At 67.4% G+C, this 22,530-nt stretch carries 24 protein-coding genes; 18 read left to right on the plus strand and 6 right to left on the minus strand.

Annotated elements, in window-relative coordinates; genetic code table 11:
• Nucleotides 1-41: 41 nt before the first annotated feature.
• Genes VLK31_RS22555 through VLK31_RS22565 form a run of 3 tightly spaced genes read left to right on the plus strand, consistent with a single transcriptional unit; the run spans nt 42 to nt 2,025 of the window.
• Nucleotides 42-806, plus strand: a complete 765-nt coding sequence (locus VLK31_RS22555) for an energy-coupling factor ABC transporter ATP-binding protein (protein WP_409170680.1) — start codon at nt 42-44, stop codon at nt 804-806.
• Nucleotides 799-1,392, plus strand: coding sequence for an energy-coupling factor transporter transmembrane component T family protein (locus tag VLK31_RS22560; protein ID WP_409170681.1), 594 nt, complete (start codon nt 799-801; stop codon nt 1,390-1,392). Before VLK31_RS22555 ends, VLK31_RS22560 begins: the two co-directional genes overlap by 8 nt.
• 42 nt (nt 1,393-1,434) lie before the next feature.
• Entirely contained in the window at nt 1,435-2,025 is a 591-nt protein-coding gene (locus tag VLK31_RS22565; protein WP_409170682.1) for a biotin transporter BioY, read from the plus strand.
• A 9-nt stretch (nt 2,026-2,034) separates the two neighbouring features.
• Here the strand turns inward: VLK31_RS22565 and VLK31_RS22570 are convergent, their stop codons facing one another.
• Complete coding sequence (locus VLK31_RS22570; RefSeq protein WP_409170683.1) at nt 2,035-2,490, minus strand: DUF6314 family protein; 456 nt, start codon at nt 2,488-2,490, stop codon at nt 2,035-2,037.
• Nucleotides 2,491-2,774: 284 nt separating this feature from the next.
• On the opposite strand from VLK31_RS22570, the gene VLK31_RS22575 reads away from it, so the two are divergent.
• The gene (locus VLK31_RS22575; RefSeq protein ID WP_409170684.1) at nt 2,775-3,155 is read left to right on the plus strand and encodes a helicase SNF2; all 381 of its coding nucleotides are present in this window, start codon (nt 2,775-2,777) and stop codon (nt 3,153-3,155) included.
• 79 nt (nt 3,156-3,234) lie between these two features.
• Here VLK31_RS22575 and VLK31_RS22580 read toward each other — a convergent pair whose 3' ends face one another.
• Nucleotides 3,235-3,945: a hypothetical protein gene (locus VLK31_RS22580; protein ID WP_409170685.1), complete on the minus strand. Its 711-nt coding sequence runs from the start codon at nt 3,943-3,945 to the stop codon at nt 3,235-3,237.
• 286 nt (nt 3,946-4,231) lie between these two features.
• Between VLK31_RS22580 and VLK31_RS22585 the strand changes: the two genes are divergently transcribed.
• The 5 genes from VLK31_RS22585 (at nt 4,232) to VLK31_RS22605 (ending at nt 8,391) form a co-directional block, all read left to right on the plus strand.
• Nucleotides 4,232-4,837 carry a DUF6891 domain-containing protein gene (locus tag VLK31_RS22585; RefSeq protein ID WP_409170686.1) on the plus strand — a complete coding sequence of 202 codons (606 nt, stop codon included), beginning with the start codon at nt 4,232-4,234 and terminating at the stop codon, nt 4,835-4,837.
• 64 nt (nt 4,838-4,901) lie between these two features.
• Nucleotides 4,902-5,027, plus strand: a complete 126-nt coding sequence (locus tag VLK31_RS22590; protein WP_409170687.1) for a hypothetical protein — start codon at nt 4,902-4,904, stop codon at nt 5,025-5,027.
• A 16-nt stretch (nt 5,028-5,043) separates the two neighbouring features.
• Nucleotides 5,044-5,649 carry a hypothetical protein gene (locus VLK31_RS22595; RefSeq protein WP_409170688.1) on the plus strand — a complete coding sequence of 202 codons (606 nt, stop codon included), beginning with the start codon at nt 5,044-5,046 and terminating at the stop codon, nt 5,647-5,649.
• Between the two features lie 10 nt (nt 5,650-5,659).
• A complete protein-coding gene (locus VLK31_RS22600) occupies nt 5,660-7,354 on the plus strand; it encodes an FxLYD domain-containing protein (RefSeq protein WP_409170689.1) in 1,695 nt (564 codons plus the stop codon).
• Between the two features lie 44 nt (nt 7,355-7,398).
• The gene (locus VLK31_RS22605; protein ID WP_409170690.1) at nt 7,399-8,391 is read left to right on the plus strand and encodes an LLM class flavin-dependent oxidoreductase; all 993 of its coding nucleotides are present in this window, start codon (nt 7,399-7,401) and stop codon (nt 8,389-8,391) included.
• A 15-nt stretch (nt 8,392-8,406) separates the two neighbouring features.
• On the opposite strand, the gene VLK31_RS22610 is transcribed toward VLK31_RS22605, so the two are convergent.
• Nucleotides 8,407-10,158, minus strand: coding sequence for a long-chain-fatty-acid--CoA ligase (locus VLK31_RS22610; RefSeq protein WP_409170691.1), 1,752 nt, complete (start codon nt 10,156-10,158; stop codon nt 8,407-8,409).
• A 183-nt stretch (nt 10,159-10,341) separates the two neighbouring features.
• On the opposite strand from VLK31_RS22610, the gene mnmA reads away from it, so the two are divergent.
• Entirely contained in the window at nt 10,342-11,469 is a 1,128-nt protein-coding gene (gene mnmA, locus VLK31_RS22615) for a tRNA 2-thiouridine(34) synthase MnmA (RefSeq protein WP_409170692.1), read from the plus strand.
• A gap of 22 nt (nt 11,470-11,491) precedes the next feature.
• Here the strand turns inward: mnmA and VLK31_RS22620 are convergent, their stop codons facing one another.
• The 3 genes from VLK31_RS22620 to VLK31_RS22630 form a co-directional block, all read right to left on the minus strand.
• Nucleotides 11,492-11,989 carry an NUDIX hydrolase gene (locus VLK31_RS22620; RefSeq protein WP_409170693.1) on the minus strand — a complete coding sequence of 166 codons (498 nt, stop codon included), beginning with the start codon at nt 11,987-11,989 and terminating at the stop codon, nt 11,492-11,494.
• A 10-nt stretch (nt 11,990-11,999) separates the two neighbouring features.
• On the minus strand, nt 12,000-12,434 hold the full coding sequence (locus VLK31_RS22625; protein WP_409170694.1) for a DUF4019 domain-containing protein: 435 nt from the start codon (nt 12,432-12,434) through the stop codon (nt 12,000-12,002).
• A gap of 99 nt (nt 12,435-12,533) precedes the next feature.
• Complete coding sequence (locus VLK31_RS22630) at nt 12,534-13,247, minus strand: response regulator transcription factor (RefSeq protein ID WP_409170695.1); 714 nt, start codon at nt 13,245-13,247, stop codon at nt 12,534-12,536.
• A 420-nt stretch (nt 13,248-13,667) separates the two neighbouring features.
• Here VLK31_RS22630 and VLK31_RS22635 point away from each other — a divergent pair, with 420 nt between their 5' ends.
• From VLK31_RS22635 to VLK31_RS22670, 8 genes are all read left to right on the plus strand, one after another.
• A complete protein-coding gene (locus tag VLK31_RS22635) occupies nt 13,668-14,798 on the plus strand; it encodes a Re/Si-specific NAD(P)(+) transhydrogenase subunit alpha (protein WP_409170696.1) in 1,131 nt (376 codons plus the stop codon).
• A 17-nt stretch (nt 14,799-14,815) separates the two neighbouring features.
• Nucleotides 14,816-15,154, plus strand: coding sequence for an NAD(P) transhydrogenase subunit alpha (locus tag VLK31_RS22640; RefSeq protein WP_409170697.1), 339 nt, complete (start codon nt 14,816-14,818; stop codon nt 15,152-15,154).
• Nucleotides 15,151-16,650: an NAD(P)(+) transhydrogenase (Re/Si-specific) subunit beta gene (locus VLK31_RS22645; RefSeq protein ID WP_409170698.1), complete on the plus strand. Its 1,500-nt coding sequence runs from the start codon at nt 15,151-15,153 to the stop codon at nt 16,648-16,650. The genes VLK31_RS22640 and VLK31_RS22645 overlap by 4 nt, the downstream gene beginning before the upstream one ends.
• A gap of 98 nt (nt 16,651-16,748) precedes the next feature.
• Complete coding sequence (locus VLK31_RS22650; protein ID WP_409170699.1) at nt 16,749-18,428, plus strand: long-chain-fatty-acid--CoA ligase; 1,680 nt, start codon at nt 16,749-16,751, stop codon at nt 18,426-18,428.
• A gap of 51 nt (nt 18,429-18,479) precedes the next feature.
• Complete coding sequence (locus VLK31_RS22655) at nt 18,480-19,484, plus strand: ABC transporter permease subunit (RefSeq protein WP_409170700.1); 1,005 nt, start codon at nt 18,480-18,482, stop codon at nt 19,482-19,484.
• 4 nt (nt 19,485-19,488) lie between these two features.
• Nucleotides 19,489-20,406, plus strand: a complete 918-nt coding sequence (locus VLK31_RS22660; RefSeq protein WP_409170701.1) for an ABC transporter permease subunit — start codon at nt 19,489-19,491, stop codon at nt 20,404-20,406.
• Nucleotides 20,407-20,423: 17 nt separating this feature from the next.
• Nucleotides 20,424-21,449 (plus strand): ABC transporter ATP-binding protein, encoded by a 1,026-nt coding sequence (locus tag VLK31_RS22665; RefSeq protein WP_409170702.1) that lies wholly within the window; start codon nt 20,424-20,426, stop codon nt 21,447-21,449.
• Entirely contained in the window at nt 21,446-22,468 is a 1,023-nt protein-coding gene (locus VLK31_RS22670) for a dipeptide ABC transporter ATP-binding protein (protein ID WP_409170703.1), read from the plus strand. The genes VLK31_RS22665 and VLK31_RS22670 overlap by 4 nt, the downstream gene beginning before the upstream one ends.
• Nucleotides 22,469-22,530: the final 62 nt, after the last annotated feature.

The raw sequence follows: 22,530 nt of genomic DNA on the forward strand, positions 1-22,530 counted from the left end.
GCTTCAGCCCGCGCGGAGGCTTCGGGTACAGTGGGCGCCCCTTGCCGCAGCCCACCCCACCCGAACCCCGCGAACCGCCCGAAACGCGCTCCCCGCACAGCATCCTGCTGGACGCGGTGACGCTGGTGCGCGGCAACCAGCGCGTGTTCGAAGGGCTCACGCTCAGCCTGCACGAGGCACGCATCGGCCTTGTCGGCGACAACGGCGCGGGCAAGAGCAGCCTGTTTCGACTGATCAGCGGGCTGGATCAACCGCAGCAGGGCCGCGTCACCGTGCACGGCTGCGACACGCAGACCGACCGCAAGCAGTTGTCGAAGCACGTCGGGCTGATGTTTCAGAACCCCGACGACCAGATCATTTTTCCGACCGTGGCCGAGGAGCTGGCCTTCAGCCTCACCGCGCGCGGCGAAACCCGCCAGGCCGCGCGGCAGCAGGCGCGCGACTTTCTCGCGCAGCGCGGGCTCGAGGCCTGGGCCACGCGCGCCGTGGGCGAACTGAGCCAGGGGCAGCGCCAGCAGGTGTGCCTGCTGGCGCTGCAGATCAGCCAGCCCGCCACGCTGCTGCTCGACGAACCCTTTGCCAGCCTGGACCTGCTGAGCCAAGCGCGGCTGGCGCGGCAGCTGGAAGCCACCGACCACCAGATCGTCGTGTCCACGCACCTGCTCGAACATATCTACGGCTTCGAGCGCGTGCTGTGGCTCGAGCAGGGCAAGGTGCGCGCCGACGGGCCGGGCCGCGAGGTGTGCGAGGCCTATGCGGAGAACGTGCGCGAGCGCGCCGCCCTGGAGCGCGGCCGCGGTGCGTAGCCTCTATTCGGCGCAGCCGACGTGGATGCACGCGATGGCGGCGTGGGTGAAGCTCGCGGTGCTGTCAGTGTGCGGCACGCTGCTGGTGCTGGTCGAGCGGCCTCTGGCGCTGGCGCTGGTCTGTGCGGCGGTGCTGGCGATGTTCGCGTCGCTCGGCCCGCCTGCCTGGCGCCGCGTGCGCATGCTGCTGGGCGTGGCCATTGCGGGGGGCTTGATCGTCGGCTTTCACTGGGCGATGGGCACCACGCCGCTGGGCGTGGCCAGCGCGCTGCGGCTGGCCAGCGCGGCCACGCTGGCGCTGATGCTCACGCTCACCACCCGCTTCGAAGACCTGCTGGCGGTGCTCGAAGCGCTGCTGCACCCGCTGCAGCGCTTCGGCGTGCCGACCGAGCGGATCGCGCTCGGGCTTGGCCTGATGCTGCGCTTCGCGGAAAATTTCTATGTGCAGTGGCAGCGGCTGGACGACGCCTACCGCGCGCGCACCGGCCATGGCGGCGGCCTGCGGTTGCTGGCGCCCCTGACCATTCGCACCCTGCAGACGGCCGAGCGCGTGGCAGATGCGTTGGCCGCGCGGCTGGGGCGCTGAGCTTTTTCTTCCTTCTTTTCACCGACAGCGATTGCGACCGCCATGACCACCACCGGCTCCCTCACCTCGTCCCGTTCCCTTTCGTACATCGCGCTGTTCGCTGCGCTGATGGCGGTGTTCGGCCTGATCCCCAAGATCGACCTGCCGTTCGGCGTGCCGATCACGCTGCAGTCGCTGGGCGTGATGCTGGCGGGTTGCCTGCTCGGGCCGCGCCGCGGCTTTCTGGCCATTGCGCTGTTCCTGCTGGCGGTGGCGCTGGGCCTGCCGCTGCTGCCGGGCGGCCGGGGCGGGCTGGCGGTGTTCGTGGGGCCGACCTCGGGCTTTCTGTTCGGCTGGATGTTCGGTGCCTTCACCTGCGGCCTGCTGATGCGCCTGGCCATGCGCCGCATGGCCGGCGCCACGGGCCTGCCGCTGCTGGCGGCGGCCTTTCTGTCGTCGTTGGTCGGCGGCATTCTCGTGGTTTATGCCGTGGGCATCGTCGGGCTTTCCTGGATCGCCCACATGTCGCTGTCGCAGGCCGCGCTGGCCATGCTGGTCTTCATACCGGGCGACCTGATCAAGTGCGGCCTGTGCGCGATGCTCGTGCAGACGGTGATGCGCGGCATGCCGAGCTGGCGGCTGGACCGCGACTGAGCGGGCGCGCTACGGCGCAAGCCGCGTGAAGGCCGTGGCCGACAGGTAGCTCTTGCGCGGGCCGTGCACCGTGTGGCGAATGGTGAAGCTGCCGTCGGGCAGAAAGCGGTAGCCGCTGTCGTAGGTGTCGGGCGTGCACAGGTGCGTGGCCGACCCGGCGAGCGCGTCGCCGTCGGGCACGACGGCAATGGCATGGAACAGCCGCGGCGGCGTCTCGGCAAAGTGCACCAGAAAGCCGGCCGGGGCGCGCTCGAACAGGTACTCGCGGTGCCCGTCGAATTCCTTGCCATCGGCCAGGCGGATGCGGCCCTCTTCGCGGTACTTCAGCATGTGCGGCCCGAGCGGGCTGAACACGGCCGTGCCCGACATGCGGGCCTGGCCTTCGATTGTTCGCTCCAGTGCCCATGCGCCGATCAACGCGTCGAAGACGGTGTCCGGAGTGCCCCACGGGGCGAAAGCGGGCAACGGGGAGGGGGCGTGGGGGCGCATCGCAAGACTCTACGACAAGGCCGTTGTCCGCCCCAACTCAGGTGATTGTTTCCAGAGTGTGAACACCGTGGTTCTGTTTTCTAAGGGTTTTTACTTAGTCATCGGCGCACAATTGACCTCACAGACCGGCCCCCAAAGCCGGTCTGGATGAACAGGGCCCCGAGCGAGGTGGCCGCCCCCCGGAGGGACGGTGACCCACCCAAGACCGGTTCGACATCATCCAAGTGCAAGAACTGACCGAACAAAAAAGGACAAATCAAATGACCGCCTCCAAGCTCCTCTCCGCCGTTGCCATCGCCCTGCTCGCCGCTGCCGGTGGCGCCCACGCCGAAACCTACAACGGCGTGCACCCGCTCACCTCGGGCGCCAGCCGCGCCGACGTCGCCAGCCAGGCCGTGGTGGCCGCGCACAGCGCCAACCCCTACGCCACCGGTGCCAACTCCGGCCCGGCCCCGGTGATGGTGTCGACGCTCAGCCGTGCGGCTGTCCGCGCTGAAGCCGTGGCCGCTGCCCACACCGCCGACCCGTATGCCGAAGGCGCTTCCAACGGTGTCGCACCGCTGGTCGCCAGCTCGGTGGACCGTGCCACCGTGCGCGCCGCAGCCCGCGCTGCCGCTCACGGCGACGCGCTGCCGCTGTAAGCCTCGCTCTCTCTGTCTTCAGAGAAAACAAAAGGCCGGGCCATGCAATGCATGGCCCGGCCTTTTTGCGTGGGCTCGCTCACCGCAGCAGGCTCAGCCCGGCCGTGAGGAAGGGCGGGGCTTGCTCGTTGTGCAGGGTCATGTCGTGCAGCGTGACGAACCACTGCGCCGGAGCGGTGTCGTCAGTGTCCGCATCCGCGCTCAACGTGCAGGCATAGACCAGCCGGTCCGTGCGCGTGTCGTCGCACGGTGCGATGGCTTCGTCGCGGCACTCGTCCACCAGCGACGCGCCGCCATCGGCGTCGCGACGCATGCGGCGGCGCATCAGCCGCACGGCGATGCGCTCGGGCGCCACTGAGCGCTCGCCTTCGCTCGCGGCGGGCACCGACGCCCGCAGCCGCAGGTCGAGCGGTGCCCCCACGCGGAAGCCTTCCCCGCGCTCCAGCGACAGGTTCTCCAGCGCCACGCGCACGCGGCGGCGTTCGCGCAACGTGGTCACGACGAACACCACCCCCAGCACCGAGAAGACCGCGAACATCGGCACGCCGACGCCCAGCCAGAGCCACTGCCAGCCGCCGGCCAGCGCCCAGGTGATGGCCTGAAAGCCGAACACCGCCATGAACACCAGCACCGCCAGCGCCACCAGCCAGCCGGCCCAATCGGTCACGGAGCGCGACACGCGCTCGGTCGCTGGCGGGGCATCGCTGGTCCATTCGGTGGGCAGCTGTTCCTGCACGTGCAGGCCTTGCGGGTCCGCGATGAGGTCGATGGAGGTATGTCGCTGCGGCATGAAGAGCCGCCGAGCATAGCCACTGGCGCAACGCCAAAAGCAATCGGCAAGCGGCACCAGCCCGGAGCGGTCCGCGGCCCCCACGGCCTGGGCGCCTTCGCCGAACGGCGCATTGCCTTGCCATGGCGCATCCTTCATGATGGCGCCGGACGGAGGGGGCGGCCACAGGACCTAATGCTTTTGCATTGCTGCGCCATGCGGGTGCGGTGGGCGAAAATACCGAGGCGCTCCCGCTCGCAACAAGAAAGCATGATTCGTCGCCGCTCCCCGCGGCAACCCAACACGCATGGCCCTCACTCTCGACCCCGAAGACACGCGCGGACGCATCCACGATCTGGTGTGGAGCGGCTTTCATCCCGACGCCGATGTCGAATGGATGATCACCGACGAGTACCTCGACCCGGACGAACTCAGCGCCGAAGACCGGGCCTGGGTGAAGGAAGAGGCCGCGCAGGCCTGTGCCGCCAAGCGCGCCCAAGAAGCCACCTGGCCCGCGCACACCGAGTACGACCGCCTCGACGCGGTGTTCGTGCAATTGCGCGGCGAAAAAATCATTGCGCTGCACCGCGCGGGCAACACGCTCGCCGACGGCCACGACGACGTGCGCGAGCACTGGCGCGCCGCGGGCCGGCAAGCCTCGGGCGTTCGCGGCTGCTGCTTCTATCACTCGCAAGACCTCGACACGGCGGTGCGCACCGGCCGCCTGCACCTGGCCTTCAGCGGCGGGATGATCCCCGACATCGACCAGCGCGAGGCCAACACCGTGGCCGTGGGCCACCGCATCGTCGAGCTGCTGCGCGCGGCCGGCTTTGGCGCGCACTGGAGCGGCAACATCGACGAGCGCATCGAAGCCGACCTTGGCCAATGGCGCAAGCGAGGCCCCGCCGCGTGAGCGTGCAGGCCTGGCAGCCGCCGGCGTGCCGGTGGTAGCGTCCACCGCTTGCGGCCCCACTGACATGCGCGGCATGCACGGCATGTACGCCACGCATGGCCTGCACGGCCCGCGCGAAGAAGCGCCCGGCGACGTCACCGTTTTGCACAAAGCATTCGGTAAAGCATTGCCGGCCGCCCGCATTCCCTGAACACGGAGAAAACACCTTGGTATCGATCGAACAGGCCCGCGCGGCCCTGGCCCCGCATGGCACGCTGGCCCCGCAGACGGGCGCCGAACACTGGCGCGGCGACATCGCGCTGCCGGCCGCCATCGCCGACTTCTACGAACAGGTCGGCCCGCTGGGCGAATGGGTCAACGAGCGCGTTGGCCATTCGGGCCTCACGGTGCCGACCACCGGCAATTCGTTCAGCATTCCGCCGCTCTCGCGCCTGTGGCAGCTGCAGGCCGGTTACCGCTGGCAGGGCATCACCGGCGAGCGGCTGACCGACTGGCCCGACCACTGGCTGGTGGTGGCCGACCAGGGCGCCGACCCGTTCATCTTCGACCTGCGCACCGGCGCGATTCAGTTCGCGATGCACGGCGCGGGCGCCTGGCAGGAAGACGAGCCGCTGTTCACCGACATTCTGCAGATGGCCGCGTGCCTGGGCACCATCGGCCAGGTGTGGGAGGAGGCAGGCGACGACATCTTCATCGACGAGGACGAGTGCGAGGTGGCCCCGGTGCACCGCGCGCGCCTGGTCGAGCGCCTCGCGCCGCTGCTGGGCAGCGCTGGCGCGGCGGCAGACATTGCCGACGCATTTGGTTGGTAAGCAGCACCGCATGACCATCGATCTACAGACACTCAAGTGCGGCGAATGCGGCAGCAGCGTGCTCCAGCGCACCGGCCTGAACGAATACACCTGCAAGCACTGCGGCTCGGTCACGCTGGTGGAAGACAACGTGTCCGACCGGCTCGAGCGCGTGCTCGACCAGGTGAAGAACGAGGCGGGCCGGCAGCTCGCGGCCGAGGCGGCGCTCAGGCAGAAGCTGATGCTGCGCAAGATCAGTATCGGCGTGATCGTGGTGCTGGGCGTGGTGCTGGTGGGGCGCGCGGTCGAGGTGTTCCTTGCATCGCGCCACGTGTCGGATGCGTCCGATGCGTCTGGTGCACCGCGCTCCATGGTGGCCGCCGTGGTCGACCGCACCATTCCCACCGATGGCGTGAAGCTGGGCGAGCCGCGCCAGGTGCTGGTGGGCAGCGGCAGTTCGGCCCAGCCCAAGCTGCTGGTGGTGGCGCGCAACGACACCGGCAAGGCGCTGTCGCGCGCCAGCATCCGCGCCGTGTACTACGACGGCGACAACCGGCTGGACGAGCGCAGCGAGACGCTGCCCATCGGCGTGCTGCAGCCCGGCGAGAGCGCGCCCGCGCTCATCGACATGCCCAGCGGCAAGAACGTCACGCGCCAGGAGCTGCGCGTGCAAAAGCTCAGCGAGCCCTACAACGCGGTGCAGGGCCCGCGCATGACGCTGGCGCGCGCGCGGCTCGTGCAGCAGGGCGAGCGGGTGCGGCTGGTGGGCCGCGTCATGAACGACCGCAAGGACGCCACCGTGCTGGGCGGCATCGAGGTGCTGGTGACGCTGTATGACGACGCAGGCCAGGTCATCGGCTTCGGCCACGGCTACGGCCAGGCCAACGAGCTTGCGCCCGGCGCACGCACGTCGGTGGACGTGAGCATTGCGCGCTTCGGCCGTGCCGCGGCCATCGCGGCGTGGGACTACCGCATCGGCTACAGCACGGTGGAAGCCTCGGGCGGGCGCGCGCCGGTGCTCAGCACCGACCGCGTGGTTCGCACCGCGGGCGGCCCGGAAAGCTTCAACCCCGACCTGCGCCTGGGCACCGACGACCTGCTGGCCGACGACAGCGAGCGCTTCGACGACAAGCAGCTCGAACTGCTGCCGCTGGTCGACGGGCGCAACAACATCCAGCAGCGGCTGTTCCTCGGCGAGCTGGTGAACCGCAGCACCGACGCGGTGGTGCTCGCGCCCGGCGGCGTGATCTCTCGCTACAGCGGCAGCAAGGCGCACGGCACCACCAACATCACCGGCCTGGCGTACCTGTACCCCGGCGAGCGCTTTCCCATCTTCCTGGAGCCGGAGGACATGGAGCGTTTCACCTCGACCCGCATCGAGTGGAAGCCGATGCGCCGCGCCGCGCTGCCGGGTCCGCGCAAGCCGATGGAGGTGAAGGTGACCGGCACCAGGGCCGAGACCGGCAGCGTGCTGCTGAACTTCAGCCAGCGCTTCACCTACAAGAGCGTGGAGGTCACGGGCAGCGTGAAGAACCCGGGCACCGGCATCGTCGGCAAGGTGCGTTTGTGGGTGAGCCTGCGCGACCGCAACGGGCAACTCACCGGCTTCAAGCTGGTGGACAACCTGCCGGCCATCGCGCCGGGCGAAAGCGTGCCGTTTCAGGTGAACGTGGAGCAGAACGGCCGCGACTTCGCGACGGTGAGCACGCTATACCAAACCGAATAGCCCCTCCGGCCACGCCGTTGGGCGGTTCGCGCCATGATCGCGCCATGATTCCGTTATCGATCCTCGACCTTTCCCCGATCACCGAGGGCAGCGACGCCGCGCAGTCGTTCCGCAACTCGCTCTCGCTTGCGCAGCACGGCGAAAAGCACGGCTACACGCGCTACTGGCTGGCCGAGCACCACGGCATGCCGGGCATTGCGAGCGCGGCCACGGCCGTGCTGCTGTCTTACGTGGGAGCGGGCACCTCCACCATTCGCATCGGTGCCGGCGGCGTGATGCTGCCGAACCATTCGCCGCTGGTGATTGCCGAGCAGTTCGGCACGCTGGCGTCGCTGTACCCGGGGCGCGTCGACCTTGGCCTGGGCCGCGCGCCCGGCTCCGACCAGCGCACCGCGCGGGCCTTGCGGCGCAACCTGGAGTCCGACTCCGACCAGTTCCCGCAGGACGTGATGGAGCTGATGGACTTCATGTCGAAAGACCCGCAGCAGGCCGTGCGCGCGGTGCCCGGCGAGGGGCTCGAAGTGCCGTTGTGGATTCTGGGCAGCAGCACCTTCGGTGCGCAGCTCGCGGCGCACCTGGGGCTGCCCTACGCCTTTGCCTCGCACTTTGCGCCTCAGCAGCTCATGCAGGCCATTCAGATCTACCGCGAGACCTTCAAGCCGTCGGCGCAGTTGAAGAAGCCGCACGTGATGCTGGGCTTCAACGTGTTCGCGGCCGACACCGACGCCGAGGCCGACTTCCGCGCCACCTCGTGGCAGCAGGCCTTCGTGAACCTGCGCAGCGGCCGCCCGGGGCGCCTGCCGCCGCCGGTGGAAAACTACCGCCAGAAGGTCGGGCCGGCGGAGAACGCGCTGCTCGACTCGGTGCTGTCGTGCTCCGCCGTGGGCTCGGTCGACACGGTGAAGAAGGGCGTGGAAGCGTTCGTGGCGCGCACCGGCGCCGACGAACTCATGATCACCTCGCAGGTGTTCGACCACGCCGCGCGGCTGCGCTCCTACGAGCTGCTGGCCGGCGTGTTCGGGCAGACGGCGAAGTAGCCGGCGCTCAGAAGTTCAGGCCCGCTTGCGGGCTTCCTCGTCCACAAGGTCCTTCTTCGAGAGCTTGCCCACCGCCGTCTTGGGCAGCTCGGCGCGAATCTCCAGCGCGCCGATCATCTCGTGCTTGCCCAGCTTGTCCTTCAGGAAGCTCTTGAGCGCGTCGAGCGTGAGTTCGCCCGCGCCTTCCTTGAGCTTCACGAAGGCCTTGGGCGACTGGCCGCGGTAGTCGTCGGGAATGCCGATCACGCACACCTCGGCCACGGCGGGGTGCTCGTACACCGCTTCTTCCAGCACGCGCGGGTACACGTTGTAGCCGCCGCACAGCAGCATGTCCTTGGTGCGGTCGACGATGTAGAGGTAGCCGTCGGCGTCCATCTTCGCGACGTCGCCGCTGCGGAAATAGCCGTCGGCGGTCATCGATTCGGCCGTGGCCTTCGGGTTGTTCCAATAGCCCTTCATCACGTTCGGCCCGCGAATGCAAAGTTCGCCCGGCTCGCCGAAGGTGGTGACGTCTTGCGTCGGGTCGTCCAGGCTCACGAGCTTGATGCGCACCTGCGGCAGCGGCATGCCACACGAGCCGGCCTTGCGGACGCCGCGCGCAGGCGTGAAGGTGCCCACGGGCGAGGTCTCGGTCATGCCCCAGCCTTCGTTGAGGTGGCAGCCGGTGAGCTCGAAGAAGCGCTGTTCCACCTCCACCGGCAGCGGCGCGCCGCCCGAGCCGCAGAACTTCAGCGAGCGCAGGTCCATCTCCCTGGCCTTGGGGTGCGACAGGATGGCCATGTACATCGTGGGCACGCCGGGGAACACGCTGATCCTGCTGGCCGCCAGCTCGTTCATCACCGCGTCGACGTCGAAGCGCGTGTGCAGCACCAGCGCCGCACCCAGGCGCACGCCCAGCAGCATGGCCGCGCTGAGCGCGAAGATGTGGAACAGCGGCAGCACGACCAGAAAGCGCTCCTTGCCCTCTTCGAGAATCGGCGGTTCGCCGCGCGTCGACTCGTAGTACTGCGCACTGGCCGACGAGAGGTTGGCGTGCGTGAGCATCGCGCCCTTGGGCAGGCCGGTGGTGCCGCCGGTGTACTGCAGCACCACCACCTCTTCGGCCAGGTCGCCGATCGGGTAGGTCTGGTGCGTGCCTTCGGTCTTGAGCAGGTCGGTGAAGCGCACGTGGCGCGCGTCGGTGGGCACGGGCGCAACCTGTCCGGCGGCTTGCAGCTGCGCCTGCACTTTCTCGCCCATGGCGCCGTAGTCGCCGATGCTGCCCACCACCAGCGTCTTCAGGCGCGAGTGGTCGAGCAGGCGCGCCATCAGCGGGTAGAGGTTGACGAGGTCGAGCGTGACGAGGATGTCGGTGCGGCTGTCCTCGATCTTGTGGGCCAACACGCGCTCGGCGTCGAGCGGCGAATAGTTCACCACCGTGCCGCCGGCCTTGAGCACCGCGAAGAAGGCGATCGGGTAGTGCGGCGTGTTGGGCAGGTACAGGCCCACGTGCACGCCGGGCTTCACGCCCAGGTCCTGCAGGCCCTTGGCGGCGCGCTCGACCGCAGCGCCGAGCTGGCGGTAAGTAAGCGACTGGCCCATGAACTCGACGGCGGAGTGGTCGGGCCAGCGCGCGACGGCCTCGTCGAGCATCTGCTGCACCGGCTTGACGGGCAGCTCGGCGTCCCAGCGCATGCCGCTTGGGTAGTTGTGCGTCCAGGGCGTGCTGTCGCCGGGCTGGATGGGCTGGAAGGCTTGGAAGGCTTGGGTGGGGGAGGGGGTGGCCATGCGTCTTGTCTCCGCTGTGCTGTTGTTGCGAATCGCGTGCGCGGGTCTGCGCCGCCTTCCAGCGGCACTGTAGCGTTGGCCCTTCGCGCCGTGGGGCGGGCGCTGACAAGCCGGGGACACGGGTTTTCCCGATTTCCCACACGCCGCGGGCCCCTAGCCAAGGGCTGGGACAATGGCGCACTTATGGCAAAGCAACGGATCGTGGTGGGACTGAGCGGCGGGGTGGACTCCGCGGTGACGGCGCACCTGCTCAAGCAGCAGGGGCATGAGGTGGTCGGCATCTTCATGAAGAACTGGGAAGACGACGACGACAGCGAGTACTGCTCGTCGAACATCGACTTCGTGGACGCCGCCAGCGTGGCCGACGTGCTGGGCATCGAGATCGAGCACGTCAACTTCGCGGCCGACTACAAGGACCGCGTGTTCGCCGAGTTCCTGCGCGAGTACAAGGCCGGCCGCACGCCCAACCCCGACGTGCTGTGCAACGCCGAGATCAAGTTCAAGGCCTTCCTCGACCACGCCATGCGGCTGGGCGCCGAGAAGATCGCCACCGGGCACTACGCGCGCGTGCGGCTGAACGAGGCCACCGGCAGGCACGAACTGCTGAAGGGGCTCGACGCATCGAAAGACCAGAGCTACTTTCTGCACCGCCTGAACCAGGCGCAGCTGTCGAAGACGCTGTTCCCCGTGGGCGAGCTGCACAAGACCGAGGTGCGCCGCATCGCGGAAGAAATCGGCCTGCCCAACGCGAAGAAGAAAGACTCGACCGGCATCTGCTTCATTGGCGAGCGGCCGTTCCGCGACTTTTTGAACCGCTACATCTCCAAGGAGCCGGGCCCCATCAAGGACGACCGTGGCCGCAGGCTGGGCGAGCACCAGGGGCTGAGCTTCTACACGCTGGGGCAGCGGCAGGGGCTGGGCATCGGCGGCGTGAAGGAGAAGGGTGCGCAGCGCGGCTCGGGCGACCATTCGCCCTGGTTCGTGGCGCGCAAGGACATCGAGACGAACACGCTCTGGGTGGTGCAAGGGCACGACCATCCGTGGCTGCTGTCGTCGGCGCTGAAGGCGGACGGCGCGAGCTGGGTGTCGGGCGATGCGCCGTTGGCCGGAAGCTATGGCGCGAAGGCGCGCTATCGGCAGGCGGATGCGGCTTGCGACATGGATGATGCCGTGGAGGAGGGTGTGGCCGAGGCTGGCGCGCCGGCCGCATTCAGCCTGCGTTTCAGCGCGCCGCAGTGGGCCGTCACGCCGGGGCAATCGGCCGTGCTGTACGACGGTGAACGCTGCCTGGGCGGCGGCGTCATCGTCTGACGTCATCCGACGTCATCCGACGTCATCTGATTGAAGGCGCCGAGCGAACCGATTCGTCGACCTGGACGATCTCCAGTGGGTAGCGCTTGCCCGCGAGGTGGTCCTCTATGCACTGCAGCAGCAGCGGGCTGCGATGCCGCGCCACGCTGGCGCGAATTTCTTCCACCGTCATCCACAGGGTGCGCACGATGCCGACGTCCAGCGCGCGGCCCTCTTCGAAGGCGCCCAGCGTGCCGCTGAAGGCGAAGCGCATGTAGGTGATGTCTTCGCCCTGCTCGGCCACCGGCCGGGCACGCGCCATGTAGACGCCGACGAGCGCCGTCGGCGTGAAATGGTGGGCGGTTTCTTCGAGTGTTTCGCGCGCGCAGCCTTCGGCCGGGGATTCGCCCGGGTCGAGGTGCCCTGCCGGCGTGTTCAGCCGCAGGCCGTCGCCCGCCTGTTCTTCGACCAGCAGGAAGCGGCCGTTGCGTTCGATCACCGCCGCGACGGTGACGTTGGGTTTCCAGCGCAGTGTTGCCATGGACGTTGTTTTATCTCAGCACATAGCCGCTGAAGCGCCAGACGCGGTCGCGGTCGAGGTGAAAGCTCACGAGCTCGCGCAGCGTGCCGTCAGGCTTGCTTGCGAAACGGGTTTCATATTCCACGCTGACGTACTGGCCGGCCGTGTCGCCATCGGTGTCCGTCACAACCTGCCGGTTCACCGCGACCCAGGTGCGCATTTTCGGGGCGCCCAGCGGGGCTCGGCTCTTGGCGATCTGGCCGGTGAAATCGGCACGCGGCATCCGCTTGCGCGTGGCGGGCGTCGCGCCGTCCCAGAGTTCGCCGGCGCGGTCGGTGTCCACCATCTGCAGGGCCTGCATGCCACCGCGCACGATGTCGCTGGCCTCGACGTCCTGGGCGGCAGCCGGGCTGAGCCAGCTCCAGAGCAGCGTGGCGGCGAGCAGCAGCCGGATCATGGATTTCATGTGTCTCTTGTTCCTTTGGCAGCGTTGGAGCCCGCAGCGCACGAGAGATTCCCCGACTGTTGGCGTTTTGCCGCCTTGGGCTGCCTTGCCGGTGTGTGGCTAACGTGCCATCAACCTCGGCAACACCTCTTCATCGAGGGCTTCCAGCCGGTAGCCGAGGCCGTAGACCGCCAGCAGCAGGAAGCCGTTGGCCGGGCGCAGGTCCAGCTTGGTGCGCAGGCGCGAGATATGCGTGTCTAGCGAGCGCGACAGCGCCTCGATGCCCAGGCCCCACACGGCTTCGTGCAGATGGCCCCGCGACAGCAGGCGCCCGAGGTTCTGGAACAGGAACAGGGCGAGTTCGTACTCGCGGTTCTTCAGCTCGACCTGGACGCCCCGCATCTTCAGCACCCGCGAGGGCGGGTAGAAGTGATAGGGCCCGAAGACCAGTTCCAGCTCGTCGCGCGACGGATACGCGCGGCGCAGCAGGGCATTGACGCGGGCTTCGAGTTCGCCGGGGCGCAGCGGCCTTGTCATGAAGTCGTCGGCGCCAGCGTTCAGGCCCGCGACGATATCGGCCTCGTTGTGCCGATCGGTCACAAAAAGAATAGGAAGCCGGTTCTTGAGGTCGATTCGCAGTGTTTTCACCACTTTTGGACCCGGCATGTCGGGCAGGTTCCAATCAAGAATCAGGAAGTCGAACGTCTGCCGGCGCAAGGCGTGCAGCAGTGCTTTTCCTTCCTTGTAGAGGTGGCACTCGTGTCCGAGTCCCACCATGCTGTGATGGATCAGCGTGAGCTGATCCGGGCTGTCATCGAGTACAGCAATGCGCATTTCATCCCCTTCTTCCTCCTTCGACAGTCTCTGTGAACTGGCGATTTGGCCGAAGTGTATCTATCTGCGACGAGCCAATTTTTCGAGTTTGCAACTAATGCACGCAAATCACGAATTTAAAACAACGCTCACAACAATTGGCTACAGTTGCATACGGATTGCGTCCGGGGCGTTGCGCGCTGTAATGCGGAAGGCTACTTCGCAGGCGCGCGCCTGCTGGCGGGGTAGACGAGGCACGGTGCTGCCATTCTCAGGCGTCGAAAATGCCGATATTGCTATTAATTAAATAGCAATGTAATCAACACTCATGGGCGTTGACGGTGCGATAAGGCACGACCTCCGGGCGACAGCGAGCGGCTGTAATCTTGCTGTAAGCTCTGCGCGCGTTCCGTGTGCCCCCCTTGCTCTGAGGAGATCTCTATGCTGATAGGCGTGCCTGCCGAGACACTGGCTGGCGAAACCCGAGTGGCCGTTACACCCGAGACAGTCAAGAAATTGATCGCTTCCGGGCATGCGGTGCGTGTACAGGCAGGGGCCGGCATTGCCGCCAGCGTCACCGATGCCGCCTACCAGGCAGCAGGCGCGGAAATCACGGACCAGGCCGGCGCGCTGTCCGCGGACATGGTGCTGAAGGTGCGCACACCCACCGACGCCGAAGCAGCGCTGCTCAAGCCCGGCGCCGTGGTCATCGGCATGCTCAACCCGTTCGACGCAGCCGGCCTGCAGCGCCTGGCCGCCGCCGGCGTCACCGGCTTCGCCTTGGAAGCCGCGCCGCGCACCACAAGGGCCCAGAGCATGGACGTGCTCAGCTCGCAGGCCAACATTGCCGGCTACAAGGCCGTGATGATCGCGGCGGACAAGTACCAGCGATTCTTTCCCATGCTCATGACCGCGGCCGGCACGGTGAAGGCCGCGCGCGTCGTCATTCTGGGCGTGGGCGTGGCGGGCCTGCAGGCGATTGCCACGGCCAAGCGCCTGGGCGCGGTCATCGAGGCCTCCGACGTGCGGCCCAGCGTGAAGGAGCAGATCGAGTCGCTGGGCGGCAAGTTCATCGAGGTGTCCTACGACACCGACGAAGAAAAGGAAGCCGCCGTCGGTGTCGGTGGCTACGCCAAGCCGATGCCCGCCAGCTGGCTGGCGCGCCAGCAGGTCGAAGTGGCCAAGCGCGTGGCGCTGGCCGACATCGTCATCAGCACCGCGCTCATTCCCGGACGCGCCGCGCCCACGCTCATCACCGAGGACATGGTCAAGGCCATGAAGCCGGGCTCGGTGATCGTCGACATTGCCGCCGGCAAGGGCCCTGATGGCATTGGCGGCAACTGCCCGATCTCCGAAGCCGACAAGACGGTGGTCAAGCACGGCGTGACCATCGTCGGCGAGACCAACCTTGCCGCGCTGGTGGCCGCTGATGCGTCCGCGCTGTACGCGCGCAACGTGCTCGACTTTCTCAAGCTGATCGTCACCAAGGAGGGCGCGCTGAAGATCGACCTCGAGGACGACATCGTCGCCGCCTGCCGCATGACGCAGGACGGCCAGGTCACCAAGAAATAAGCGAGGAGAGAAAAGCCATGGATCCCGTTTCCCACACAGTCATCAACCTGATCATCTTCGTGCTGGCCATCTACGTGGGCTACCACGTGGTGTGGACCGTCACGCCCGCGCTGCACACGCCGCTGATGGCGGTGACCAACGCCATCTCCGCCATCGTGATCGTGGGCGCCATGCTCGCGGCCGCGCTCACCACCACGCCGCTGGGCAAGACCATGGGCGTGCTGGCCGTGGCGCTGGCGGCAGTGAACGTGTTCGGCGGCTTCCTGGTCACGCGCCGGATGCTGGAGATGTTCAAGAAGAAAGAGAAGAAGGCCGCTCCGGGCGCTGCCAAGGCAGAAGAAGGAGCCATCAAGTGAGCATGAACCTCGTCACGCTGCTGTACCTGGTGGCCAGCGTCTGCTTCATCCAGGCCCTGAAGGGCCTGAGTCATCCCACCACCTCGATCCGCGGCAACGTCTTCGGCATGTCCGGCATGGCCATTGCCGTGCTGACGACCATCGCGCTCATCCACGGCCAGGCCCGTTCGCTGAACGTCGACTTCGGTGCCGGCATCGGCTACGTGCTGGCGGCCGTGGTGATTGGTGGCGGCCTGGGTGCCTTCATGGCCAACAAGGTCGAGATGACCAAGATGCCCGAGCTGGTGGCGTTCATGCACAGCATGATCGGCCTGGCGGCGGTGTTCATCGGCGTGGCCGCGGTGGCCGAGCCATGGGCCTTCGGCATCACCGCCGCGCCCGTGGCTGCGCTCATCGGCGCCAACACGCCGGACGGCGCCGTGCTGCTGGACGGCTTCGTGCGCTACGCCATTCCGTACGGCAACCGGCTCGAGCTGTTCCTGGGCGCGGCCATTGGCGCGGTCACCTTCAGCGGCTCGGTCATTGCCTTCGGCAAGCTCTCCGGCAAGTACAAGTTCCGCCTGTTCCAGGGCGCGCCGGTGCAGTTCAAGGGCCAGCACATGCTCAACCTGGTGCTCGGCCTCTTGACCTTGGCGCTGGGCCTGCTGTTCGTTGCCACCGAGAGCTGGACGGCATTTTTCGCGATGCTGGCGCTGGCCTTCGTGATGGGCGTGCTCATCATCATTCCGATCGGCGGCGCCGACATGCCGGTGGTGGTGTCGATGCTCAACAGCTACTCGGGCTGGGCGGCCGCGGGCATCGGCTTCAGCCTGAACAACGCGATGCTGATCGTGGCCGGTTCGCTGGTGGGCAGCTCGGGCGCGATCCTGAGCTACATCATGTGCAAGGCCATGAACCGCTCGTTCTTCAACGTGATTCTGGGCGGCTTCGGCGGCGAGGCGGTCACGGCCGGCGGTGCCGCGAAAGAGCAGCGCCCGGTGAAGACCGGCAGCGCCGACGACGCGGCCTTCGTGCTCGGCAATGCCGAGACGGTGGTCATCGTGCCGGGCTACGGCCTGGCCGTGGCCCGCGCGCAGCACGCGGTGAAGGAGCTGGCCGCCAAGCTCACCGAGAAGGGCATCATCGTGAAGTACGCCATTCACCCGGTGGCGGGCCGCATGCCCGGCCACATGAACGTGCTGCTGGCCGAGGCCGAGGTGCCGTACGACCAGGTGTTCGAGATGGAAGACATCAACGGCGAGTTCGGCCAGGTCGACGTGGCGATCATCCTGGGCGCCAACGACGTGGTGAATCCTGCGGCGCACACCAAGGGCAGCCCGATCTACGGCATGCCCATTCTGGAGGCCTACAAGGCCAAGACCGTCATCGTGAACAAGCGCTCCATGGCGGCCGGTTATGCCGGTTTGGACAACGAACTGTTCTACATGGACAAGACCATGATGGTCTTTGGCGATGCTAAAAAAGTAGTGGAAGATATGGGCAAGGCCATCGAATAGGCCGAAGGTCCACGCCCGCCACGCGGGCGAGTCTTCGCGGCGCCACTTCGTGCGCCGTTTTCGTTTTCAACTGTCCGACCCCGGAGGAGACAACCCCAATGACCGACCGTCCCTGGCTGAGCAGCTACCCGCAAGGTGTGCCCGCAGATATCGATGCCTCGCAGTACCCCTCGCTGGTGGCGCTCATGGAAGAGAGCTTCAAGAAGTACGCCGACCGCACGGCCTACAGCTTCATGGGCAAGGACATCAGCTACGCCGAGACCGACAGGCAGAGCAAGTCGTTCGCGGCCTACCTGCAGGGCCTGGGCCTGGCCAAGGGCGACCGCGTGGCAGCCATGATGCCCAACTGCCCGCAGTACCCGATTGCCGTGGCGGCCATTCTGCGCGCGGGCCTGATCCTGGTGAACGTGAACCCGCTGTACACGCCGCGCGAACTCGAGCACCAGCTCAAGGACTCGGGCGCCAAGGCGATCGTCATCATGGAGAACTTCGGCACCACGCTGCAGCAGTGCATTGCGGCCACGCCGATCAAGCACATCGTGCTGGCTTCGGTGGGCGACCGCCTCGGCTTTCTGAAGGGCGCGATCGTCAATTACGTCGTGCGCAACGTCAAGAAGCTGGTGCCGCACTTCAGCCTGCCGGGCGCGGTGCGTTTCAATGATGCGCTCGACAAGGGCGCGAGCGCTTCGCTCAAGCCCGTGGCCATCGGCCCCGACGACGTGGCCGTGCTGCAGTACACCGGCGGCACCACCGGCGTGTCGAAGGGGGCGGTGCTGCTGCATCGCAACGTGATTGCCAACGTGCTGCAGTCCGAGGCCTGGAACGAGCCGGCCATGAACAAGGTGCCGGCCAGCGAGCAGCCCACCAGCGTGTGCGCGCTGCCGCTGTATCACATCTTCGCGTTCACGGTCGGCATGATGCTGAACATGCGCACAGGCGGCAAGCTGATCCTGATCCCCAATCCGCGCGACATTCCTGGCGTGCTGAAGGAGCTGTCCAAGCACACCATCCACAGCTTTCCGGCCGTCAACACGCTGTTCAACGGGCTGGCGAACCACCCCGACTTCAACACCGTCAACTGGAAGAACCTGAAGATCTCCGTGGGCGGTGGCATGGCCGTGCAGGGCGCGGTGGCCAAGCTCTGGCTCGAGAAGACCGGCTGCTCGATCTGCGAGGGCTACGGCCTGTCGGAAACCTCGCCTTCCACCACCTGCAACCCGACCGACAGCACGGCCTACACCGGCACCATCGGCCTGCCGCTGCCCAACACCTGGCTCAAGCTGATCGACGACGAAGGCCACGAAGTGCCCATGGGCGAGCGCGGTGAAATTGCCATCAAGGGCCCGCAGGTGATGGCCGGCTACTGGCAGCGCCCCGACGAGACCGCCAAGGTCATGACGAGCGACGGCTACTTCAAGAGCGGCGACATCGGCGTGGTCGACGAGCGCGGCTACTTCAAGGTGGTCGACCGCAAGAAGGACATGATTCTGGTGTCGGGCTTCAACGTGTACCCGAACGAGATCGAAGACGTGGTGGCACTGATTCCGGGCGTGCTCGAATGCGCGGCGGTGGGCGTGGTCGACGAGAAGACCGGCGAAGCCGTGAAGCTCGTGATCGTAAAGAAAGACCCCTCCCTCACTGAAGCGCAGGTGCGCGAATTCTGCAGAGCAAACCTTACGGGTTACAAGCAGCCGCGAATCGTAGAGTTTCGTACCGACATGCCGAAGACGCCGGTCGGCAAGATCCTTCGCCGCGAGTTGCGCGACACCAAAAAGTAAGGGTTCGGCCCGGGTGGGCGCACGGCATCGATCTTGCATATTCGCGGGTCGATGCTGCGATTCCTCCTGACCCGTTTGAGCCTGTTGGTGCCGACATTCATCGGCATGACGCTGCTCGCGTTTTTTCTCATCCGGTTGGTGCCGGGCGACCCCATCGAGACGATGGCCGGCGAGCGCGGCATCGACCCCGCGCGGCACGCCGAACTGCGCGCGGTCTACGGCTTCGACAAGCCGGTGATCGTGCAGTACGGCATCTACATCGGCCGCGTGCTGCACGGCGATCTGGGCAAGTCGATCATCACGCAGGACACGGTGATGAGCGAGTTTCTGGCGCTCTTTCCGGCCACCGTGGAGCTTGCCGCCTGCGCCATTCTTTTTGCGCTGCTGCTGGGGCTGCCGGCCGGCATATTGGCGGCGGTGCGGCGCAACTCCATCTTCGACCACGGCGTGATGGCCACGTCGCTCACCGGCTACTCGATGCCGATCTTCTGGTGGGGCCTGCTGTTGATCCTGTTCTTCTCGGTGCAGCTGGGCTGGACGCCGGTGTCGGGGCGCATTTCGGTGCAGTACTTCATCGAGCCCGAGACCGGCTTCCTGCTCATCGACACGCTGCGCGCGGGCGACACCGCCGCCTTCTGGTCGGCGCTGCACCATTTGATTTTGCCGGCCATCGTGCTGGGCACCGTGCCGCTGGCGGTCATTGCGCGCATGACGCGCTCGGCGATGCTCGAAGTGCTCGGCGAAGACTACATTCGCACCGCGCGCGCCAAGGGCCTGTCGCAGCTGCGCGTGGTGGGGCTGCATGCGCTGCGCAACGCGCTGATTCCGGTGGTCACCGTCATCGGGCTGCAGGTGGGCGTGCTGTTCACGGGCGCCATCCTCACCGAGACCATCTTCTCCTGGCCCGGCGTGGGCAAGTGGCTCATCGAGGCCATCGGGCGGCGTGACTATCCGGTGCTGCAGGGCGGCATGCTGCTGCTGGGCGGGCTGGTGATGACGGTCAACCTGCTGGTGGACGTGGCCTACGGCCTCATCAACCCGCGCATCCGGCGCTGACGCAATGGCCACGACATCGCACCCCTCCGACGCTGCAAAACATGCCGTCAAACACGGCGCGCCCCCGGGCCCCTGGCGCGAGTTCTGGACCGCATTCAGCGCCAACCGGGGCGCGGTCATCGGGCTGTTCACCATCGTGTTGCTGCTGCTGGTGGCGCTGTTCGCGCCGTGGATCGCTCCGCACGCGCCCAACGAGACCAACAGCGCCGTGTTCCTGCTGCCGCCGGCCTGGCAGCAGGGCGGCTCGGCCAGCTTCCTGCTGGGCACCGATGCCATCGGGCGCGACATTCTTTCGCGGCTGATGTACGGCGCCCGGCTGTCGCTGTCGATCGGCGTCGCGGTGGTGGCGCTGTCGGTTGTGGTGGGTGTGGTGCTGGGGCTGGTCGCTGGGTTCTTCCGCGGCGTGCTGGAGATCGCGATCATGCGGTTCATGGACATCGTGCTCACGATGCCGAGCCTGCTGCTGGCCATCGTGATCGTCGCGATCCTCGGGCCGGGGCTGGTCAACGCCATGCTCGCGGTGGCCATCGTGGTGCTGCCGCACTACGTGCGCATCACGCGCGCCGCCGTCATCGCCGAGGTCTCGCGCGACTACGTGACCGCGGCGCGCGTGAGCGGCGCGGGCACGCTGCGTCTCATGTTCAGCGAGGTGCTGCCCAACTGCGCCGCGCCGCTGATCGTGCAGGCCTCGCTCGGCATTTCCACCGCCATCCTCGATGCGGCCGCGCTCGGCTTCATTGGCCTGGGCGCGCAGCCGCCGTCGCCGGAGTGGGGGACCATGCTGGCCGACGCGCGCGAGTTCGTGCTGCGCGCCTGGTGGGTCGTGACCTTTCCGGGCCTGGCGATTCTTGCGGCGGTGCTGGCGTTCAACCTGCTGGGCGATGGCTTGCGCGACGCGCTCGACCCCAAGCTCAAGCGCTGACGCAAAGGAAAGAACAGATGCCTTTGCTGGACATCAAAGACCTGCACGTCGAGTTTCCTACGCAAGGCGGCGTGCTGCATGCAGTCGATGGCGTGAGCCTCACGCTCGAAGAGGGCGAGGTGCTTGGCATCGTCGGCGAATCGGGCTCGGGCAAGAGCGTGACGATGATGGCGCTGATGGGCCTCGTCGGCTTTCCGGGCCGGGTGCGCGCGGAGCACATGCGCTTTGCCGGCAAGGAGCTGCTCGGCATCTCCGACAAGGCGCGCCGCGCGCTGGTCGGCAAGGAGGTCGCCATGATCTTCCAGGACCCGACCACCAGCCTCAACCCCTGCTTCACCATCGGCTTTCAACTGATGGAAACGCTGCGGCTGCACCTGAAGCTTGACAAGCGCGAGGCCAAGAAGCGCGCGACCGAGCTGCTGGAGCAGGTGGGCATTCCGGCCGCGTCGTCGCGCCTGGGCAGCTACCCGCACCAGCTGTCGGGCGGCATGAACCAGCGCGTGATGATCGCCATGGCCATCGCCTGCAACCCGCGCCTCTTGATTGCCGACGAGCCGACCACCGCGCTCGACGTGACCATTCAGGCGCAAATTCTCGACCTGCTGCGCGACCTGCAGAAGGAGCGCGGCATGGCGCTGGTGCTCATCACGCACAACATGGGCGTGGTGAGCGAAATGGCGCAGCGCATCGCCGTGATGTACGCGGGCCAGGTGATGGAACACCAGCGCGTCGACCGGCTCTTTGCGGAGCCGCGCCATCCTTACACCGAGGCGCTGCTCGCGGCACTGCCCGAACGCGCCGCGCCCGAAGGCCGGCTGGCCACCATCAGCGGCGTGGTGCCCGGCGTACACGACCGGCCCGCGGGCTGCCTGTTTGCGCCGCGCTGCGGCTACGTCACCGAGCGTGCGTGCAACGTGCGGCCCGCGCTGCGCGAGCTGCCGGGTGCCGAGGTGCGCTGCCACTTTCCGCTGGGCGAGCCGGGGCGGCTGGCGGCCATTGCGCAAGACCCGCCGCGGCAACAGGCGGCCGAGGTGCTGCCATGAGCGGCGCAACCCGCGAGGTGTCGCGCGACGCAGCGAGCGACACATTGAACGAGACAACGAATGAAGTGGTCGTCGAGGCGACCCATCTGCAGCGCACCTACGACATCCGTCGTGGCCTGTTCCGCGCACCCGCGCAGTTGCGGGCCGTGGGCGACATCTCGTTTCGCATCGAGCGCGGACGCACGCTGGCGGTGGTGGGCGAATCGGGCTGCGGCAAGTCGACGCTGGCGCGCATGGTCGCGCTGATCGAGAAGCCCACCGCAGGCCAGCTCACGCTGGTGGGCGCCGATGCGGTGAGCCCGCCGCCCGAACGCAAGCGCGAGCTGCGCCAGGCCGTGCAGCTGGTGTTCCAGAACCCGTACGGTTCGCTGAACCCGCGCAAGAAGATCTCGACCGTGCTCGAAGACCCGCTGGCCATCAACACCACGCTGGGCAAGCAGGAGCGAGTCGCCAGGGCGCGCGACATGCTCGCGCGCGTGGGCCTGCGGCCCGAGCACGCCAACCGCTATCCGCACATGTTCTCCGGCGGGCAGCGCCAGCGCATTGCCATTGCGCGCGCGCTGATGCTGTCGCCGCGCCTGCTGGTGGCCGACGAGCCGGTGTCGGCGCTCGACGTGTCGATTCAGGCGCAGGTGCTGAACCTGCTGGCCGACCTGCAGGCCGAGCTGGGCCTGGCCTACCTCTTCATCTCGCACGACCTGGGCGTGGTGCGCCACATTGCGCACGACGTGCTCGTGATGTACCTCGGCCACGCGGTGGAGCAGGGCGCCAAGTCGCGCATCTTCGCGCGGCCGCTGCATCCGTACACGCAGGCGCTGCTGGCGTCAACGCCGGGGCTCAGCAGCCGGCGCATCGTGCTCAAGGGCGAGCTGCCTTCGCCGCTGAGCCCGCCCACGGGCTGCGTGTTCAGCACGCGCTGCCCGCATGTGCAGCCGCGCTGCAGCCAGGAGCGGCCGTTGCTGCGCGCGCTCGACGAGCGGCTGGTGGCCTGCCACTACGCAGAGCAGATTTCGCAATGAGTTCCGTACGCCCCGACACCTTCCAGCCAGCCCGCAGTGCGGACCGCCCCCCAACCGTTCGG

Source organism: Variovorax sp. H27-G14, from assembly GCF_046156345.1.
In the GTDB taxonomy this organism is placed as follows: Bacteria; Pseudomonadota; Gammaproteobacteria; order Burkholderiales; family Burkholderiaceae_C; genus Variovorax.

Excerpts from the sequence above, each read along its gene's own strand:
- VLK31_RS22630 (WP_409170695.1), bottom strand. The coding sequence starts at position 13,247 with ATGCGCATTGCTGTACTCGATGACAGCCCGGATCAGCTCACGCTGATC.
- VLK31_RS22620 (WP_409170693.1), bottom strand. The coding sequence starts at position 11,989 with ATGGCAACACTGCGCTGGAAACCCAACGTCACCGTCGCGGCGGTGATC.
- VLK31_RS22575 (WP_409170684.1), top strand. The coding sequence starts at position 2,775 with ATGACCGCCTCCAAGCTCCTCTCCGCCGTTGCCATCGCCCTGCTCGCC.
- VLK31_RS22640 (WP_409170697.1), top strand. The coding sequence starts at position 14,816 with ATGGATCCCGTTTCCCACACAGTCATCAACCTGATCATCTTCGTGCTG.
- VLK31_RS22565 (WP_409170682.1), top strand. The coding sequence starts at position 1,435 with ATGACCACCACCGGCTCCCTCACCTCGTCCCGTTCCCTTTCGTACATC.
- mnmA (WP_409170692.1), top strand. The coding sequence starts at position 10,342 with ATGGCAAAGCAACGGATCGTGGTGGGACTGAGCGGCGGGGTGGACTCC.
- VLK31_RS22580 (WP_409170685.1), bottom strand. The coding sequence starts at position 3,945 with ATGCCGCAGCGACATACCTCCATCGACCTCATCGCGGACCCGCAAGGC.
- VLK31_RS22605 (WP_409170690.1), top strand. The coding sequence starts at position 7,399 with ATGATTCCGTTATCGATCCTCGACCTTTCCCCGATCACCGAGGGCAGC.
- VLK31_RS22610 (WP_409170691.1), bottom strand. The coding sequence starts at position 10,158 with ATGGCCACCCCCTCCCCCACCCAAGCCTTCCAAGCCTTCCAGCCCATC.
- VLK31_RS22635 (WP_409170696.1), top strand. The coding sequence starts at position 13,668 with ATGCTGATAGGCGTGCCTGCCGAGACACTGGCTGGCGAAACCCGAGTG.
- VLK31_RS22665 (WP_409170702.1), top strand. The coding sequence starts at position 20,424 with ATGCCTTTGCTGGACATCAAAGACCTGCACGTCGAGTTTCCTACGCAA.
- VLK31_RS22660 (WP_409170701.1), top strand. The coding sequence starts at position 19,489 with ATGGCCACGACATCGCACCCCTCCGACGCTGCAAAACATGCCGTCAAA.
- VLK31_RS22590 (WP_409170687.1), top strand. The coding sequence starts at position 4,902 with ATGCGCGGCATGCACGGCATGTACGCCACGCATGGCCTGCACGGCCCG.
- VLK31_RS22650 (WP_409170699.1), top strand. The coding sequence starts at position 16,749 with ATGACCGACCGTCCCTGGCTGAGCAGCTACCCGCAAGGTGTGCCCGCA.
- VLK31_RS22670 (WP_409170703.1), top strand. The coding sequence starts at position 21,446 with ATGAGCGGCGCAACCCGCGAGGTGTCGCGCGACGCAGCGAGCGACACA.
- VLK31_RS22655 (WP_409170700.1), top strand. The coding sequence starts at position 18,480 with ATGCTGCGATTCCTCCTGACCCGTTTGAGCCTGTTGGTGCCGACATTC.
- VLK31_RS22585 (WP_409170686.1), top strand. The coding sequence starts at position 4,232 with ATGGCCCTCACTCTCGACCCCGAAGACACGCGCGGACGCATCCACGAT.
- VLK31_RS22625 (WP_409170694.1), bottom strand. The coding sequence starts at position 12,434 with ATGAAATCCATGATCCGGCTGCTGCTCGCCGCCACGCTGCTCTGGAGC.
- VLK31_RS22600 (WP_409170689.1), top strand. The coding sequence starts at position 5,660 with ATGACCATCGATCTACAGACACTCAAGTGCGGCGAATGCGGCAGCAGC.